Genomic DNA, 17,502 nt, shown 5'->3' on the forward strand with positions numbered 1-17,502 from the left:
CCCATTGGACATTCAATTAAACGAGAAAATAATGAAAGAGCGTTGTGGGTCTGTTTCCTTTAAAAAGGGCGAGGAATTCTACCGAAAAGGAAAGGTCACCATTCAATATAGAGATGAAAAAAAATGTGAGGCAATGGTATCAGGGGTAGAGGACTTTGAGGTGGTGCTGCACGCGATGGCCGAGGAAGACTTTGAAGCGTATTGCAGCTGCCCAAAGCTTGCATCAGTAAAAAATGATTGTCAGCATGTTGCTGCTGTTTTACATACATTGCTTAAGGAAGAAAAAAGCTCGACATTATCAGAGGAAGTGTTTCATCTTTTTGCCAGAGGAGCGCCTGCAACTGGACATCAAAAGCATTTTGAACACCGAACTCTCATGGAATTGTCTTTTCAATTGCAGATAGCACAACCGAATTCATTGTTAACATTAACATTATCACTCAACGGGAAGCAGGTAAGAGATATCCGAGAGCTGCTATTTGCTATCAGTACTGGTACTCCATACGAGCAATTTGATGCCACAACTCAATGCTTCAAACAAGTAGAAAATGAGGTAGTTCAAGAGTTGGTTTCCATTGTTTTACAAGAGGGGCAAACTACTAATGAAGAAAAACACGCTTTGGTTATCCCACCATTTGCGTTTTCATCCTTGGTAAGGTTATTGCATAAAGTGGACGACGCAACCATCAACAATATCCCTTTAAAAATATCGGAACAGCACCTAGACCTCCGCTTTCACTTTGAAAGAAAAACCGCAAAAGGATATGTGTTAAAAGTAGACGGTTTGAGAAAGATGACGGTGTTTCCATCGTACCATGCAGCACTAACAGATACAGAGCTGGTGCTTTTTTCAGCTGATGACACTAAGAGACTAGCTGAGCTAAAGCGAATGATCGATCATTCCAAGACAAGCGAAATTCCAATTCCTGAAGAACAGGCCATTCTTTTTATGGAAAAGGTTATTCCGGGATTAAGAAGTTTAGGTACGGTCACATTGGATCCATCTGTCACGAGTCGCTTCTCCAAAACCCCTTTAGTCGCGAAATTTTACATAGACAGAGTGAAGGACAGACTCTTAGCATCGCTTGAATTCAAATATGATCAGATTGTGATAAATCCTTTAGACCAAAGAGCGGAAAGTGTTATGGTCATGAGAGAGAGGGAGAAAGAGAATCAGATTCTCGACCTCCTTGAAGAAAGTAAGTTTGCCAAATCGGAACAGGGCTTTTATCTCCACAATGAAGAATTAGAGTATCATTTCTTGTATCATGTGTTTCCAAAGCTCGAGAAATTTGTTCATGTTTACGCAACAACCGCTATAAGGAATCGTATTTTTCGTGAAGCTTCAAAGCCGAGTATTAGTGTCAGAGTAAAAAAAGAACGGACCAATTGGCTCGAGTTTAAATTTGAGATGGACGGAATCAAGGATATTGAAATCCGTGAGCTTTTGGCAGCCCTAGAGGAAAAGAAACGGTATTTTCGCATGCGGAATGGGACGCTGTTTTCTTTAGAAACGAGGGAGTTTGAAGAAATTCAGCGATTTTTAAAAGAAGCTCCCATTCAGCAAGAGGACCTTGAACAAGGATTAAATATGCCCATAGTGGATGGATTTCGATTTATCGACACCTTTGGCGGAGAAGCAGTGTTTAACTTGGAGGACTCTTTTATAGAGTTTCTGGAACAAATTAAACACCCTGATCCTGAGAGGTATCCCGTGCCAGAAAGCTTGAAGGATGTTTTACGTGATTATCAAAAGCAAGGGTATCAATGGCTGAAAACGTTAGCGACCTACGGATTTGGCGGGATTCTAGCAGATGATATGGGGCTAGGAAAAACCATTCAAAGTATTGCATACATAAAATCAGAGCTAGAAATGATTCGTCATCTTCAATCGCCAGTGCTGATCGTTTGTCCATCTTCCTTAACCTATAATTGGCTAAGTGAGATCAAGAAATTCACCCCAGAAATAGTGGCAGGAGTGGTGGACGGATCTCGTAACGAGCGGGAGGCGGTCTTAAAGCGTTGGAGGGACGTTGATGTGCTCATCACCTCGTACCCAGCTTTAAGAAGGGATAGTTCCTCCTATAGTGCAAAGGTTTTTCACACTGTTTTCTTTGATGAGGCACAAGCCTTTAAGAATCCCCTAACGCAAACAGCAAGAACGGTCAAACGACTCGAAGCCGATCACAAGTTTGCGCTAACGGGAACGCCAGTAGAAAATGCCCTTGAGGAGCTGTGGTCGATCTATCATGTGGTATTCCCGCAATTATTCATGGGGCACAGGGAGTATAGCTTTTTACAAAAGAAAACAATCGCCCGCAGAATTCGGCCATTTATGCTAAGAAGAGTGAAGGAAGATGTTTTATCGGAACTGCCACAAAAGCAGGAAAGCATGGAAACCGTCGAGCTTTTGCCAGAACAGAAGAAGTTGTATGCAGCTTATCTAGCAAAGTTACGTCATGATACCCTAAAGCATTTAAACAAGGATACCCTCAGGAAAAATAAGATTAGAATCTTAGCAGGGATTACGAGACTGCGCCAAATTTGCTGCCATCCGACGCTGTTTGTAAATGAATACAACGGGAAATCTGCAAAGTTCGAATTATTGTTAGAACTAGTAGAGGAGGCGCAACGTTCTGGTAGACGTGTGTTGATTTTTTCTCAATTTACAAAAATGCTCGAGTTGATAGGGAAGGAATTAATGTATCAAGGGCTGCCTTACTTTTACTTAGATGGTCAAACGCCATCAATGGAAAGAGTGGAACTTTGTGAACGCTTCAATGCAGGGGAGAATAACTTTTTTCTCATTTCCTTAAAAGCAGGAGGAACAGGATTAAACCTTACCGGAGCAGATACCGTTATCTTATACGACCTTTGGTGGAATCCTGCCGTGGAGGAACAAGCGGCTGACCGAGCGCACAGGATGGGGCAAAAAAATAAAGTGGAGGTAATCCGATTAGTGACAAGAGGTACAGTTGAGGAGAAGATGAATGAGCTTCAAGAGAAAAAGAGACATCTAATCGAAGAGATAATGAATCCTGACGAGAGGATTGCTTCTTCTTTAACAGAGGAAGACATCCGAGATATACTCTCGATTTAAGAAAGGTGGGGGAATGCTGTAACCATGCCAGCAAAGGAAAAACTATATGAAGTGGATTTGTATAAGCCTATTCAACGCTTTTTCGTAAAAGAGGGCTATGAGGTATATGGAGAAGTAAAGGATTGTGACATTGCCATGAAAAAAGGCGAGACTCTCGTTGTTGTGGAGTTGAAGCTGACGTTGAATGTGCAACTCCTCATTCAGGCAACCAAACGGCAAAAGCTAACAGACCTAGTTTACATCGCCATACCGAAGCCCTCTTTTAATCGACGCTCCAAGCGCTGGACCGATTTATGTCACCTGATAAAGCGTTTGGAGCTTGGCTTAATTATTGTATCGATCAGTGGAAAAAGAAAAACGATGGAAATTGTTTGTCATCCCTTACCCTTCGACCGTCATCGGAGTATGCAGCAAAATAAAAGAAAGCGAGAGGCGTTGCTGAAGGAAATGAATGGCCGAAGCTCGGATTCCAATTTAGGTGGCAGTAATCGCGTGAAAATTATGACTGCCTACAAGGAAAGCTGTGTACAAATTGCTTGTTATCTAGATACTTTCGAGGTCCTATCACCAAAGCAATTAAGGGAGCTTGGAACAGGAGAAAAAACTTCCACCATTTTAACGAAAAACTACTATAGATGGTTTGAGCGGGTTAGTCGAGGTAAATATAAGATTAGCGAAAAAGGCAAACAGGAATTGCAACAGTTTCCTGAGCTTGTTGAGTTTTTTAAAGCAAAACTAGATAGTGAGGGAGACTTTTCCACCATCTAACATGGAAAAGTCTCCTTTTCTATTAAACAACTAAACAACTTTAGAGGTGATACATCATGAATGGCACTGTTCATGCAGGAAGTGGGGCAGCATGTGGATTTGCCGTTGCGAATTTTCTTGAGGCGACGCCAGATACTACTTTAATCTTAATTGGCTTAGGAGTAATTTCCGCCTTAGCTCCGGATTTAGATATTGATGGTACTTTACGCGGGAAGATTACCTTGTCACACAAGGTAACAAAATTTATTGCGCAAGTTATAGGGGTGATGTTAATTATTTACAGCTTATATGAAGGTACACTACAAGAAAAGCTTCGAGGAGTTGGAATTGGGGCATTAATGCTGATATTTTCTACCTTTATTAAACAAAAACATATGCTGACCATCACTGGACTTGGCGTTTTGATTGGTGGTTTTTCTTTATCTGAGAAATGGATGATTCTCTTTGGTGTGTTTATCATGGTAGCTTCAATTGTTTCCCACCGAAGCTATACTCATTCGTTGTTAGGGGCAGTATTTTTTGCATTTATTGCAATCGAGTTGGAACAATCCTTAGCCATTTCAGGTGTATTTTACGCATGTTTGTTAGGCTTTGTTTCTCATCTTCTAATGGATATGAAGCTTCTTCCTGTAAATAAAAAGGGGATCAAGCTTTTCTTGCCTTTATCATCAAAAGAATTTTAGCTATTAACACTATCTCCTACACATAGTATGAGTTGCAATCGTGCTTTTTGGCTAAGAAAGGTAGAAAGATTGGAATATAAATATGTCCCCTTGACAACTATCTGAAAGTGTATTATTCTAAGAACAACACTTTAACACCTAAAAGCGTTTAAGCGTTTAAGTGTGTTAGCGAATTCGTTTTCGAGCTGAGTAGAGCATAGTAAATAAATAGAAGGATAGCTTTGTATCTAGTAATCCCCATTGCTGCAAGTTTAAGAGACTGGATGGTTGGTGAAAATCCAGGCAGAATGAAGGATGAAGTACAATACACAGTAAAGGCTATCGAAACAGATGAGTGAGCAAAAGTTACTTTTGCTAAGTAGGGTGGTACCGCGGAGCTTCTTCGTCCCTTGTTGGGATGAAGAAGCTTTTTTGGGTGTTTAGGAAATAATAAAAAATATGTCTGTGGATATCTGGAACAAAAGTAGCAGCGTCCAGCTCCATGCGCCAGCGACTAGCAAACTTCCCTCGCCTCCTTACGATAAGGCAACATCGAATCGCTTACGCTCTTCGTGTTTTCTTTATCTCATACGGCTCAGTCCAGTTTGTACGTCGCAAAACGGGCGCATTGCGCTTTTGTTCTGCAAATTAACAGTAATGCAATTGTTTAGGTGGAGGGTTCAACATGAAGGAGCATACAAATAATCAAACAATACAAATTGGCAGGGGTGCAGCATTAGGTTTGGTGCTAAGTATTATCGCCATCATCTCTGTGTCCCTATTTATTTTCAAGGCAGAGCCACATATCCCCATTTTCGCAAGTATCGTGGTGTTGATTGGCTATTCGGTCATTAAAAGGCATTCTTGGACATTTATTGAAAGTGGAATTAGAAATGGGTTGAAAGAAGGACTTATTCCAATCTTTTTATTTCTCTTAATTGGCATTCTCATTGCTGTATGGATGCAATCTGGTACTATTCCGACCCTAGTTTACTACGGTGGACAGCTAATGTCTGTTTCATTCTTTCTTCCTAGTGTGTTTATAATCACAGCAATCATAGGAATTTGTATCGGAAGTTCCTTTACAACTGCAGCCACGGTTGGAGTAGCCTTCATTGCACTTGGATCTGGAATGGGCTTTAATCCTGCAATTGTTGCTGGTGCCATCATTTCAGGTGCACTATTAGGAGATAAAATGTCTCCACTTTCAGATACAACGAACATTGCTTCTGCAGTCAGTAAAGTGGACTTGTTTGAACATATTCGTCATATGCTTTGGACAACCATTCCTGCGGCAGTTATCTGTCTTGTGTTTTTTAGCTTTATTGGAAATGGTGAAAATACCGGAGGAACTGGGGGATTTTCTGAGCTTCCGATGGTGTTAAAGGAAGAGAGGATGGTTAGTATTTGGGCATTGTTGCCTGCTGTCCTTATGTTTACGGCAGCACTCAAGCGAATTCCAGCTATTTTTGTTATGCTAATTGGCATCATCGCAGGGGCAATTATGGTCTTCATCCTGCACCCTAGTGTTAGTGTCTCTGAGCTTATGGGTGTGATGCAAAATGGGTACCAAGGGCAAACAGGGAATGAAGCAGTGGATAGCATTCTCACACAAGGTGGAATTCAAAAAATGATGTGGTCCGTATCATTAGTGCTTCTAACACTAAGTATGGGCGGGCTGATTCAACAGCTGAAAGTGATGGAGAGTTTACTTGATGCCATTCGTTCTTTGCTTGTTTCCACAGGAAGACTTTTCCTTGCCACTGTTTTTACAGCAATTGGCGTCAATATCACGATAGGAGAGCAATATATGTCCATCATTTTGACAGGACAGGCGTTTGAGTCCGAATTTGATAAGCAAGGAATCGAGAGGAAAAATCTTGCGAGGGTGTTGGAGGATGCAGGAACAGTTATCAACCCGCTAATTCCTTACGGAGTAAGTGGAGCTTTTATGGCAAGTACACTTGGTGTTCCAGTTTTAGATTATCTGCCATTCGCCTTATTTTGCTTAGTTAGTCCATTATTGAGCTTGTTTTATGGATTTACTGGGATTAGTATAGAAAAAAGAACGTAAAAAAAGCGCCGGACTGCATACCGGCGCTTTTTAGTATTGCAAGCGATCTATATCATTATACAGAGGCTTATTTTTATTATAAATTTCCCTGTAAAGTTCATAGTGCTCTTCATATTTTACGACGCTTCTCACATTAGGAAAAACTTCATGTTTTATTTTTATGAAGTCTTTAATCTCTTCAAGGGTGTTTACCTTGCCTAAGGCCATTAACCCTAACCAGGCTGCTCCCCATGCTGTAGCATGTTCTGTAGAGGGAAGCTTAACGGTTTTCCTAAAGATATCAGCTGTCATTTGGACCCATAAGGTTGAGTCAGCATAGCTTCCACTAACCACAAGACCACTACCCATACCGTAATTTCCAGAAATAGAATCGTAAATTTCATACATATTAAAAATAACACCTTCCATGGCGCTACGAATCATATCTGCACTCGTATGAGTAAGTGTCAATCCTAGCCAGCCCCCTTTAGCTTTGGCATTCCATTTAGGGGCTCTTTCTCCACTAAGATAAGGTAGGAAAAATAACCCGTTCGCTCCTGCAGAGGAATTGGCAGCTAATGCTTCTAAGTCCATGATCTCGATCGTTTCTTTCTTGGTTAAGCTTGAGAATTGCCGTGCAAGCCAATGCATGATAGACATGCCATTGTTTGAAGCACCTCCAACGACTCGTAAGCTTTCTGTAAAAGCATATTGAAAGGTACGTTGCTCTAAATCGACGACATGCTCGTTTGTAAACCTTCTGATTGCACTGCTAGTGCCTATTGACAAAGCGGTGTCATGTACACCTGTTGCTCCTATACCAATATTGGCATGAACACCATTTGTTGCTCCGATGATAATGGGGGTTGCCTTGGAAACTCCTATTTCGTCTGCAATGGAAGTGTTTAATGCTTCTAGCTGATGGGTGCAGGGAACAAGGGTAGATAATTGAGATTCATTTATACCTGCAATCGTAAGGGCATCAGAATTCCACTTTAAGGTATGTAAATCCAATAGACCTGTTGCAGAAGCAGTGGAAATATCGACCTGCCAGGTTCCACACCATTTATATAAAATGTATTCTTTTATGGAAACAAATCGAGCTGATTGATAATAAGGAGGATAGTTTGCTTCTTTCATCCAAACTAACTTTACAAAAGGGGACATTGGGTGAATAGGGGTCCCTGTTTGTTCATAAAGCCCTCGTCCATAGGATTCCTTCATAATTCCAGCCTGAGAATAGCTCCGTTTATCTTCCCAGGTGAGCATAGGAGAAATAGGGTCATTTTCTTCATTGATACAGATCAAGCTGTGCATGGGAGAGGAAAAAGTTATCCCAATAATGTCCGATATGTTTATATTCTGTTGTTTGATGCTATGCTTCAGAGCTGCTCTCGTTGCATGTTCCACTTCATGGGGACTCTGTTCTGCGTAACTTGATTTTGGTCTATATGTAGAATAACTGCAAGTGTATTCAGAAATAACCTGTCCATCTCTTGTAAAGACGATAGACTTTACTAAGCTTGTGCTAATATCGATTCCAATCATGTATTTGCTCATCTTTGTTCACCTATCATCTTTAGAATATAACCTTAGTTTAAACGGAGATGCATGTGAATATCAATGTAGAAGATGAATCATCATCATACAGACGGAAAGTAGGTAATTTTCAGTATATTCTGTTACAAAAGTAGGAGTTATCAAAAAGTTATACACAATTAAAACCCTTGATATGCGGGATATACACAAGTTTATTCACACTATCCACATGCATGTGAACAAGTTTGTTAACAAAATGTAATATTCAGAAAGTAAAATTCGTATAAAAGCATCGTGCGGACAACCATCCGCACGATACTTCTCACATACAGACTATCTAAACGTATCCTTTTTACTGTTGCGCGTAATTCCAGCAGCGGATGCACGTGCCTGTGCTTCTAATATTTCATTATCCGCACCATGCTCATGCGCAAATTCAGTATCCTGTGCAGGCTTCTTCATGTTCTTAGGTACTTGTGGCAGAGATGCTTTACTTTTGCTTCTAGATCCACGGGAACGTCCCATTCGATGCCCTCCAAGAAAATACGTGATGGACTATAATCCAGTCCTCCTCATTAGAATCACCTACAGATGCGAGGAACATAGCCGGTATTTGTTGGACAAAAAAACCTTCCTAATTAAAGGAAGGTTATCTCGGTTTATCTGTATATCCACCAACACGGTCGGCCATTCTGAATTCTCGCGAATATGTAACTGCTTGTGACTTGCTTAAAGAACTTTTCGTTTTCTCACGACGTTTCTTCTCATTCATCTGCAATCCCTCCTTCGCACTTGAATCTAATAACATTCTTCACTAAATGATGGAAAAATATACAAAAATCCCACTCCAATAAGGGAGTGGGATAACATGTTTACGCTTCTTTTAAATGATGCTCTTCATGAAGTACTTCATGTCCAGTACGCAGTTTATAGAGTGTGTATTGATCACGAGAGATTTCATAAAGGTTGTAAATGTCTTCCCCATGATTAATTTCATCTAAGAGGCTTTTACGTGTCTCATTAGCTAATACAACGTAAGGAAGCTTTTCTGCTGCTTTGGTAGAACGAACATTAACTTTACGAATACGCATAAAAATTGATTTAATATCGAGCTCGTAAAAAAGCTCTTCAAAAAATTGATCTTTCGCAACTTGATTGTAGCCTTTCCCGTGGAAAGGCTTGCCGAGCCAAGTGCCAAGAAAGCCAGCGCCCTCTTGTACGTCAAACAGATTGATTGTTCCAATTGGAGTGCCCCACTCATCAAGAATGGTCCGTGAAATCAATTCTCCGCGATCTTCCGCTTCGATGGTTTGCTTTGTAAGAAAAAGAAACTCATCATAGGAATACGCTTTATGTCGCACAAAAGGGAAGACTTCGGGGTGCACCATTAACTCATAAAGAGTTTGAGATTCTTGGAAATCACGTTTTTTGAGCATGTCTAACCCTCCAATTGAGGGCAGAAATGTCACGTTAACGTGAAGACTGACCCACCCTCGAAATTTTTTAAATTACAAAAAATTTCGGGGTGGGAATCGAACCCACTAGAACCAGTTTACCTGGTGGCGCACCATTTGCCTTCCCTAACATTTAAAAACTTGTTAGTTGATTAAATTTTGTTTACCTTCGTATCATACTCGATTTTATTTAAAAAAGATACAACTTTTTTGTTAATTTTTTTGGTAAATTATTTCACCGTCAATCATTGTCATAACAGGCTTTGCAAGGAATTGGAAGGGGTGGTGAGACCATAGAACTAAGTCGGCATCTTTCCCTGTTTCTATACTCCCAACTCTGTCAGAAACATTAAGGTGTTTGGCAGCAGTTATCGTAATTCCTTCTAATGCTTTTTGCTCATCTAGTCCCTCCCGAACAGCAAGGGCAGCACACACATTTAGATACTGTACAGGAGTATAAGGGTGATCTGTGGTAATGGAAACCTGCACTCCTTGTTCCGATAATGCTTGATAGGTTTTCCAGCTTTTATTTTTCAGTTCGATTTTTGATTTTCTAGTCATGGTTGGTCCAATACACACTTGAAGGTTGCTTCCTGCAAGTTCATTGGCAATTAAATGACCCTCTGTACAATGTTCAATGGTAAAGCGAAGGTTAAATTCTTCAGCAAACCTCATAGCAGAAATGATGTCATCTGCACGGTGAGCATGAATGCGCACAGGGATTTTTCTCTCTAGAGCCATGACAATTGGTTTTATCCGAAGACTATCGGCATTATCAAAATGCATGGCATGGTAGAAGGCTTCCCTAAGCATTCCCATGATACCCATCCTTGTAATAGAATCCTTATTACCTTGACTGTGAATGCGTTTTGGATTTTCCCCAAATGCCATTTTTAGTCCTGCCGTTTCCTGAAGAAGCATTTTAGAGATATTCACTCCATGAGTTTTAATGACCGAAGTGGTTCCTCCAATTACATTTGCGCTTCCGGGTAAGATTTGGACAGTTGTGACTCCATTTTGAATAGCATCCTGAAAGCCTTGATCTAGAGGGTGAACACCATCTAATGCCCGAATATGCGGCGTAAGCACCTCGATTGTTTCATTGGCATCATTCCCAGCCCAGCCTGTTCCTTCGTCATACAGTCCTAAATGTGTATGAACGTCAATAAATCCAGGAAACAAATACTTCTCGTGACATTCAACGAGCTGAGCATTTTGAGGTATCTCCAGCTTTTGACCAATAGCTTTAATTTTCCCATTTTCCGTTATGACATCTGCTCCGTACAAAGGCTTGGATGTGATTGGATAAACGGTAGCATTTTTAAACATTATCATTCCCATATATGGCTCCTAAATTTTGTCGTTACTTTGATTGTAATATTTCGGACAGAGCATCATCAAGATGTGAATAAAAGAAATTATAGCCCTGAGCCTGTAATTTTTCAGGAAGCACCTTTTGTCCCTCCAAAACTAAGACGCTCATTTCCCCTAAAGCGGCTTTCAATACAAAACCTGGTGTCGGAAACCAATGTGGTCGACCCATCACCCTGCCTAAGATTTTACCAAATTCCTTCATTTTTTTGGGGTGTGGGGCTGTGACATTAACTGCTCCTTCTATAGAAGCATTCTCAAGGCAAAAGGTAATTGCGCCAGCCACATCCTTGATATGTACCCAAGACATCCACTGTTCCCCGGAGCCAATTTTACCTCCAGCAAACATTTTATAAGGAAGAAGCATTTTGGGAAGTGCCCCTTCTTCTTTATCAAGGATGATTCCAAACCGCGTGAATACAACCCTTACTCCTTGGGTCTTGGCTTGTTCAGCTTCCTTTTCCCAAGCATAAACAGTTGATGCAAGAAAATCGCTTCCAGGTTCGGTTGTTTTTTCTGTAAATGTTTCGGTTTCTGAGGTGCCATAATAGCCAATGGCACTAGCGTTTATTAGCGTTTTAGGCTTTTTTTGGAGGGCTGCAATGATTCTGTTTATTTCTTTAGTGGAAGTAATACGACTTTCAACAATTTTCTGTTTTTGTTCGGCTGTCCAACGGCCGCTGTTTATGGATTCTCCTGCAAGGTTAACAAAGGCGTCCATCTCTTCTAGTTCCATCTCAGGCTTTGCGGATTGGTGTAGCCATTCAACATACGTAACATGGGCTTTTTCCTTTTTATTCGAGCTGTTTCGAGTTAAAATATAAATAGAATGCCCTAGGTTTATTAAGTGATCCGTTAGTGCGTCTCCAACTAGACCTGTACCTCCAGCAATGGCGATTTTCATAAAAAACATCCTCTCAAAGTAAACTTACCTACTATATTAGTTCTTTTCCCTAAATATCCTGCCCCTAGTACAAGTAAATGTGCTTAATGAAAAGGAGTGAGCGTATTGAGCGTCATTACTAAAATTTCTGTACAGCAAAAAAACAAAGAACGGTTTAATATTTTTTTGGATGAGGAATATGCATTTGCGGTTTATGAATCCACCTTGTTAAAGTATCACCTTGCAAAAGGGAAGGAACTTGATGAACTCGAAATCGAAGAGATACTTTATACAGATCAAATTAACAAAGCCTATACTTCCGCTGTTCATTATCTATCCTTTCGAATGAGAACGGAAAAGGAAATAGGCGAATACTTAAGAGAAAAAGAGTACGAAGACTTTGTCGCAAAAGAGATTGTAGTAAAGCTTAAAGAGCAAGGGTATTTAAATGATAAGGAGTTTGCCGTTGCCTATGTCAGAACCCAAGTGAACACCACACAAAAGGGCAGAGGAGTAATCGAACAGGAGCTTTATGAAAAAGGCGTGGATAAAGCGTTGGTGGTAGAGGCACTCGAAGCAGAATATTCACAAGAGCAAGAGCTTGAGCATGCGGTGAAGCTTGTAATGAAAAACGCCCCAAAATATAAAAAAGGTGCCTATAAGGTGATGATTCAAAAAATAGAGAGTGCGCTTGTTAGGAAAGGGTACAGTTTCGATGTGATAAAGCTGGCATTAGAAGAGGCTCAATTGCAGGAAGAACCATCTGAAGAGTGGGAGGCACTCACACAGCAGGCAGAAAAGGTTCACCGAAAATACAAAAGCTTGGAAGGGTACGAATATGTAATGAAAGTAAAAAGCGCTCTTTATCGTAAAGGCTTTACCATGGACATGATTGATCAGTGGCTTGAAAATGAAGAAAGGCTGTGAGAATTTATATCACAGCCTTTGATTCGTTAAACTTGGATAGAGGATTCTTCATCCTGTTCTGCGATGGTTTTTGCAACCTCAGCTGGCGATTTTAACCGAGATTTATCTTTGATATGATCTGTTTCATTCCAAAAAGGAGTATCCATCCCACCCATGTACGTAGCAGTTACCTTTACTACTCCTTCTAATTCCTTTTGAAGGCTTTCTGTAAATCCACGCACAGCAAACTTACTCGCAACATAAACGCTCTCATTTATCTTGCCTTTTTGACCTGCAGTGGAGATGATGTTCATTATTTTTGGATCTTTTTGCAGAAGTAAATGAGGTAGAAGTTCTTTTGTTAAATAGATTGTTCCAAGGACATTTGTTTGAATAGCTATATGTATCTCTTCATAATTTAGCTCCTCTAGAGGACCAAAGCAGCCAGCACCTGCATTGTTTAAAAGGTAGCAGATGGAATGTTTGTTTGTGATTTCAACAATGGTTTCCTGCACTTGAGTAAGGTTGGAAACATCAAGTTGGTAACAGAAAGCTGTTCCTCCGCTTTTGGTAATTTCTTCTGCAACAGCTTGCAAAGGTGCAAGTCTTCTTCCTGTAAGTAAGATGGTATGACCAGATTTTCCATAATGAAGGGCAAGCTCCTTACCAAGGCCAGTTCCTGCACCGGTAATTAATATTGTCCGCATCGAATCCCTCTTTTTCTTTTTTGATTTTATAAATCATGCTATGCTTATTTATATAGAAATTATAGGGGGAACGCAAGTGGAACAGGAAAAGCGTTATAGCCAAATGACCTCATATGAGCTACATCAGGAGATTGCAAGTCTAAAGGAAAAAGCTCGTAAAGCAGAACAGCTCGGCATCGTAAACGAGTTTGCTGTGCTGGAACGAAAAATGACAATGGCCAAGGCCTATATGCTGAATCCAGAGGACTTTAAGCCTGGGGCGGTTTATGAAATAGAAGGAGATCCGGGCGTTCATTTTAAGATTACGTATATGAACGGTGTGTTCGCTTGGGGTCATCGAATTCATGGGGAAACAGTTAGCACCGAAGAGGAAGGACTGCCAATTTCGATGCTTGTTAAGATAGATCATTGATTTAGATTCCAATGCGAGACATGTTTTTAGAGTGACTAGAAACCAGACCACATAAGCCCTCTCATACGAAAAAAGCAAAGAGGTTTCATCGCCTCTTTGCTTTTTTACCTTAATCTCCATGTACTTGGAGATCTTTGTTACGATCTTTTTCTCGTTTGTACCTCGAGAATCTGTATGTTTTGAGCTTGTTGGGTTTCACCGTTTACCTGTCTAAACGTGTGTTTGGCGTGCGCATGTGGCTGAGGAAAAGGCTGACTATTTAACGAAAAAGGGTTATTTCTTGATGGCTTGTGGTTTTGTTTTGCCATAATAACGACCTCCTGTTAGATCATCTCACTATGCTAAAATGTGCCGTCTTCTCTTGCTCCGGAAGCACGCATACGTTCTTGAGGATGCGTGTTAATGGTTCCGTTTGCTCGTTTAGATGCATATTCCGCTTTCGCTCTGCCTTCCCCTTCAAACTTATTGTCATTGGGGTTAGGAAAGTTTTTAGATTTATTCCTCATGCTGTTCGCCCCCTTTAAAAAAATAGGTGTTTTATTGAAACACCTAACATTAATATTGGATTTTAGACAGATTTCTATGTAAAGATAAGAGTGTGAATTAAAACCAAGAGAAAAGGGGAATCGTGATGGAACAATATTTTGAGCGTTTAACGGATAGACTGCTCGAAGTAAATCCTTCTTTAACATATGAAAAAGCAAGAACGTGGGTAGAGCTTTTGTGGGAGGATTTTGAAAGTTCTTATGCAAAAGCAGGATATCAGTATAAGGGAAAAGATATGACAGAAAAAATGGTGGTTGGAATCATAGAGCGGCATGGAGATAGGCTGCATGAATTTTTCTCCAACAATCCGAAATACAGTCACTTGTTAAATGGGGATGACTCGATGAAACATTAAAACCGCTCATTTTGGGAGCGGTTTTAATCTATGATGATATCCAGTTTCGTTCGAAGCTTTGCCTCACTAAATATCCAGCCCGTGTAAGAGCTGACAATGTTTAAATTGTGGTCAAGCTGAACAATTGCCACAAATGGATAGTATCCTTTACTTCTATATCTCAAATCAATAAATCGAACCTCATAATGGTCGTCATATTCTTCCACTTCCCATCTATAAACAGGAGAGAAGGATAAAAAGGCAGATACATTGTCGTCAAATTTTGCCGCTTCAATAATGGCATTTTCAGGTAGCGGTACTTTATCGAACGTATCATGAATGAATATTTGGTATTTTACAGCGCGTGCGACATAGAAATTGTCTTCCGTTGTAATGGCCAAATGCCATTGATTCCAATAAAGCGTTGGAGAAATAATAATCTGTTTCACGTCTGGGATTATTTCTCGAACTTGACGCAATACCTTCTTTTGCATTCTAAATCGAAGAACATAATAGATGATTAATATTCCATATATCGCCAAAAAGCTGTATCCTGGATGAAAGCCTACGCCCCATAAAACCAGTCCTACAATATGAAATCCAAAAATAATAGGATCGAATGTGTTAATAATACCAAGAGCTACCCATCTTTTTGTGAAAGGCCTTAAAGCTTGTGTCCCATAAGCGTTGAAAATGTCGACAAAAACATGAAGGATTACGGCTATAAATGTCCAAATCCATAAATAGAGAAAATTAGCCTCTGGCAGAAATAAATAGATGATTGGAGCAATTAACAGAGGCCACAGGCATACTGCAGGGATGGAATGCGTAAGGCCACGATGATTCCTTATATACGTAGCATTCCCTTTCACTTTTAAAATGGTGTCTAGATCAGGAGCCTGTGACCCGATTAGAGCTCCGACCATTATCGCAGTAGCAGTTTCTGGATTGTTTGCAACATATGGATCAATGGTGGCTATCGATCCAAGCGCCAATCCCATAACGATGTGTGTTCCTGTATCCATGTTCGGCCTCCTTTCGGGTAATGATTACAAAAGCTTTTGTTTATCAGTTTTGGTTAAAAGGGGTGTTTTCAAACATGTTAACAAAACAGTTGCATATTTTCATTGAATATCCTATAAAGGAATCAGTAATACAACAATATGAGGATACGATGCTTAGAGTTAATAGACTTATGGGCAATATTGGTGCCAATGAATTTAAATGGTCAAGGGAGTATCTACAAAATGGTGTTGCTGTTTATCGAGAGACATTTTTACTTCCGACAGAAGCCCATTATTATGCATTAAAAGAATTGCGGAGCTCTGCTGAGTGCCTTCCCTTTCATGAACTATCACAATGTATTGATAAAGAAGCGGGATTACCAGTTCAATACCTTGGGCTTAAAATAACCAATGAATATGGAGGATTGTTTTGACACAACATGAACGACTAAAAAATTTTCATATAAATGAATTTCAACATGATTTAATAGCTTGGTTTGAAAAAGAACAAAGAGACCTTCCTTGGCGTAAAGACAAAGACCCCTATAAAGTATGGGTTTCAGAAATTATGCTACAGCAAACAAAAGTCGATACGGTAATTCCTTATTTTAATTCCTTTATCGAGCAATTCCCAAACATACAAAGCCTGGCAGAAGCAGAAGAGGAAAAAGTGTTAAAGGCTTGGGAAGGACTTGGATATTATTCACGTGTCCGGAATCTTCAAAGTGCTGTCAAAGAAGTGCACGAAAGCTATCAGGGAAAGGTACCAAACAATGCAAAAGAAATATCTGCTTTAAAGGGAGTAGGTCCCTATACGACAGGAGCAATATTAAGCATTGCGTATGGAGTACCCGAGCCAGCTGTGGACGGGAATGTTATGAGGGTGTTATCAAGAATTCTCCTCATTGAAGAAGATATCGCAAAGGTGAAAACAAGAAAATTGTTTGAAGAGGTAATTCGAGAATTAATTTCCAAAGAAAATCCCTCCTTTTTTAATCAAGGACTAATGGAACTAGGAGCTTTAGTATGTACACCAACGTCACCTTCTTGCTTGCTTTGCCCTGTTCGAGAGCATTGCAGAGCATTTCATCAAGGAAAGCAACGAGAGCTTCCTGTAAAAACAAAAAAGAAATCCACTAAGCAGGTTGCGCTTGTAGCTGCCATTTTAAAGGATGAACAAGGGCGCTATCTCATTCATAAAAGGGCGAGTGATGGTTTATTGGCCAATCTCTGGGAGTTTCCAAACTTTGTGAAAATAGATGAATTAGGAACTCCAAAACAACAATTACAAGCTTTAGTTTCCTCGGAATATGGCATAAATATTTTATTGGGAGACTTTCTTTGTGACATCAATCATGTCTTTTCCCATTTAGTATGGAATGTAGGTGTGTATGATGGAACATGGACAGGTGAAATTCCAAAAGAATCCCAACTAAAGGCCGTAACGGAAGAGGAAATGAAACAATACGCATTTCCTGTTTCACATTTGAACATGTGGAAGGAATATAAAAATCAGCAAGAAGCTGCCCCTAAGCTATAATCTGGGGCAGCTTTTGTTGTTTAGGATACTTATGGTAGCAGCGTCCAGCTCCATGCGCCAGCGACTAGCAAACTTCCCTCGCCTCCTTACGATAAGGCAACACGAAAAAGCTTACGCTCTTCGTGTTTTCTTTATCTCATACGGCTCAGTGCCACGAAAAGTGAAGCGGCTCGTTTAGCTCCGACAAGCATAAGACAGCTTTCTGTAGGAGGCTGTTCTTGCC

At 40.2% G+C, this 17,502-nt stretch carries 19 protein-coding genes; 9 read left to right on the forward strand and 10 right to left on the reverse strand.

Annotated elements, in window-relative coordinates; all coding sequences use genetic code 11:
- Positions 1 to 4: 4 nt before the first annotated feature.
- The 4 genes from FIU87_RS04910 (at position 5) to nhaC (ending at position 6,604) form a co-directional block, all read left to right on the forward strand.
- Positions 5 to 3,100: a DEAD/DEAH box helicase gene (locus FIU87_RS04910; RefSeq protein WP_152443561.1), complete on the forward strand. Its 3,096-nt coding sequence runs from the start codon at positions 5 to 7 to the stop codon at positions 3,098 to 3,100.
- A gap of 24 nt (positions 3,101 to 3,124) precedes the next feature.
- A complete protein-coding gene (locus tag FIU87_RS04915; protein WP_152443562.1) occupies positions 3,125 to 3,868 on the forward strand; it encodes a DUF2161 domain-containing phosphodiesterase in 744 nt (247 codons plus the stop codon).
- Positions 3,869 to 3,924: 56 nt separating this feature from the next.
- Positions 3,925 to 4,551 (forward strand): metal-dependent hydrolase, encoded by a 627-nt coding sequence (locus FIU87_RS04920; protein ID WP_152443563.1) that lies wholly within the window; start codon positions 3,925 to 3,927, stop codon positions 4,549 to 4,551.
- A 664-nt stretch (positions 4,552 to 5,215) separates the two neighbouring features.
- Positions 5,216 to 6,604, forward strand: a complete 1,389-nt coding sequence (gene nhaC / locus FIU87_RS04925; protein ID WP_152443564.1) for a Na+/H+ antiporter NhaC — start codon at positions 5,216 to 5,218, stop codon at positions 6,602 to 6,604.
- Between the two features lie 30 nt (positions 6,605 to 6,634).
- Here the strand turns inward: nhaC and FIU87_RS04930 are convergent, their stop codons facing one another.
- From FIU87_RS04930 to FIU87_RS04955, 6 genes are all read right to left on the reverse strand, one after another.
- On the reverse strand, positions 6,635 to 8,143 hold the full coding sequence (locus tag FIU87_RS04930; RefSeq protein ID WP_152443565.1) for a gluconokinase: 1,509 nt from the start codon (positions 8,141 to 8,143) through the stop codon (positions 6,635 to 6,637).
- Positions 8,144 to 8,455: 312 nt separating this feature from the next.
- Positions 8,456 to 8,647 (reverse strand): YfhD family protein, encoded by a 192-nt coding sequence (locus tag FIU87_RS04935; RefSeq protein ID WP_152443566.1) that lies wholly within the window; start codon positions 8,645 to 8,647, stop codon positions 8,456 to 8,458.
- Positions 8,648 to 8,771: 124 nt separating this feature from the next.
- A complete protein-coding gene (locus FIU87_RS04940; RefSeq protein WP_152443567.1) occupies positions 8,772 to 8,894 on the reverse strand; it encodes a YfhE family protein in 123 nt (40 codons plus the stop codon).
- A gap of 100 nt (positions 8,895 to 8,994) precedes the next feature.
- On the reverse strand, positions 8,995 to 9,558 hold the full coding sequence (locus tag FIU87_RS04945) for a GNAT family N-acetyltransferase (RefSeq protein WP_152443568.1): 564 nt from the start codon (positions 9,556 to 9,558) through the stop codon (positions 8,995 to 8,997).
- Between the two features lie 231 nt (positions 9,559 to 9,789).
- Positions 9,790 to 10,917: an amidohydrolase gene (locus FIU87_RS04950; protein WP_152443569.1), complete on the reverse strand. Its 1,128-nt coding sequence runs from the start codon at positions 10,915 to 10,917 to the stop codon at positions 9,790 to 9,792.
- Positions 10,918 to 10,939: 22 nt separating this feature from the next.
- The gene (locus FIU87_RS04955; protein ID WP_152443570.1) at positions 10,940 to 11,851 is read right to left on the reverse strand and encodes a TIGR01777 family oxidoreductase; all 912 of its coding nucleotides are present in this window, start codon (positions 11,849 to 11,851) and stop codon (positions 10,940 to 10,942) included.
- A 96-nt stretch (positions 11,852 to 11,947) separates the two neighbouring features.
- On the opposite strand from FIU87_RS04955, the gene recX reads away from it, so the two are divergent.
- On the forward strand, positions 11,948 to 12,757 hold the full coding sequence (recX, locus tag FIU87_RS04960) for a recombination regulator RecX (protein ID WP_253905516.1): 810 nt from the start codon (positions 11,948 to 11,950) through the stop codon (positions 12,755 to 12,757).
- A 26-nt stretch (positions 12,758 to 12,783) separates the two neighbouring features.
- On the opposite strand, the gene FIU87_RS04965 is transcribed toward recX, so the two are convergent.
- Complete coding sequence (locus FIU87_RS04965; protein WP_152443572.1) at positions 12,784 to 13,443, reverse strand: SDR family NAD(P)-dependent oxidoreductase; 660 nt, start codon at positions 13,441 to 13,443, stop codon at positions 12,784 to 12,786.
- A 40-nt stretch (positions 13,444 to 13,483) separates the two neighbouring features.
- On the opposite strand from FIU87_RS04965, the gene FIU87_RS04970 reads away from it, so the two are divergent.
- Positions 13,484 to 13,855 carry a YfhH family protein gene (locus FIU87_RS04970; protein ID WP_152443573.1) on the forward strand — a complete coding sequence of 124 codons (372 nt, stop codon included), beginning with the start codon at positions 13,484 to 13,486 and terminating at the stop codon, positions 13,853 to 13,855.
- Positions 13,856 to 13,992: 137 nt separating this feature from the next.
- Here the strand turns inward: FIU87_RS04970 and FIU87_RS04975 are convergent, their stop codons facing one another.
- Together FIU87_RS04975 and FIU87_RS04980 are read right to left on the reverse strand one after the other, a co-directional pair.
- Positions 13,993 to 14,163 carry a YpzG family protein gene (locus FIU87_RS04975; RefSeq protein ID WP_152443574.1) on the reverse strand — a complete coding sequence of 57 codons (171 nt, stop codon included), beginning with the start codon at positions 14,161 to 14,163 and terminating at the stop codon, positions 13,993 to 13,995.
- Positions 14,164 to 14,196: 33 nt separating this feature from the next.
- The gene (locus tag FIU87_RS04980; RefSeq protein ID WP_152443575.1) at positions 14,197 to 14,361 is read right to left on the reverse strand and encodes a small, acid-soluble spore protein K; all 165 of its coding nucleotides are present in this window, start codon (positions 14,359 to 14,361) and stop codon (positions 14,197 to 14,199) included.
- A 125-nt stretch (positions 14,362 to 14,486) separates the two neighbouring features.
- Here FIU87_RS04980 and FIU87_RS04985 point away from each other — a divergent pair, with 125 nt between their 5' ends.
- Complete coding sequence (locus FIU87_RS04985; protein WP_152443576.1) at positions 14,487 to 14,756, forward strand: YfhJ family protein; 270 nt, start codon at positions 14,487 to 14,489, stop codon at positions 14,754 to 14,756.
- 23 nt (positions 14,757 to 14,779) lie between these two features.
- Here the strand turns inward: FIU87_RS04985 and FIU87_RS04990 are convergent, their stop codons facing one another.
- Positions 14,780 to 15,760, reverse strand: a complete 981-nt coding sequence (locus tag FIU87_RS04990; protein ID WP_152443577.1) for a metal-dependent hydrolase — start codon at positions 15,758 to 15,760, stop codon at positions 14,780 to 14,782.
- Positions 15,761 to 15,834: 74 nt separating this feature from the next.
- Here FIU87_RS04990 and FIU87_RS04995 point away from each other — a divergent pair, with 74 nt between their 5' ends.
- Together FIU87_RS04995 and mutY are read left to right on the forward strand one after the other, a co-directional pair.
- Entirely contained in the window at positions 15,835 to 16,173 is a 339-nt protein-coding gene (locus FIU87_RS04995; RefSeq protein ID WP_152443578.1) for a hypothetical protein, read from the forward strand.
- Positions 16,170 to 17,279, forward strand: a complete 1,110-nt coding sequence (mutY, locus tag FIU87_RS05000; RefSeq protein WP_152443579.1) for an A/G-specific adenine glycosylase — start codon at positions 16,170 to 16,172, stop codon at positions 17,277 to 17,279. Before FIU87_RS04995 ends, mutY begins: the two co-directional genes overlap by 4 nt.
- Positions 17,280 to 17,502: the final 223 nt, after the last annotated feature.

Origin of the sequence: Bacillus sp. THAF10 (genome assembly GCF_009363695.1) — a bacterium.
GTDB lineage: Bacteria > Bacillota > Bacilli > Bacillales > Bacillaceae_I > Sutcliffiella_A.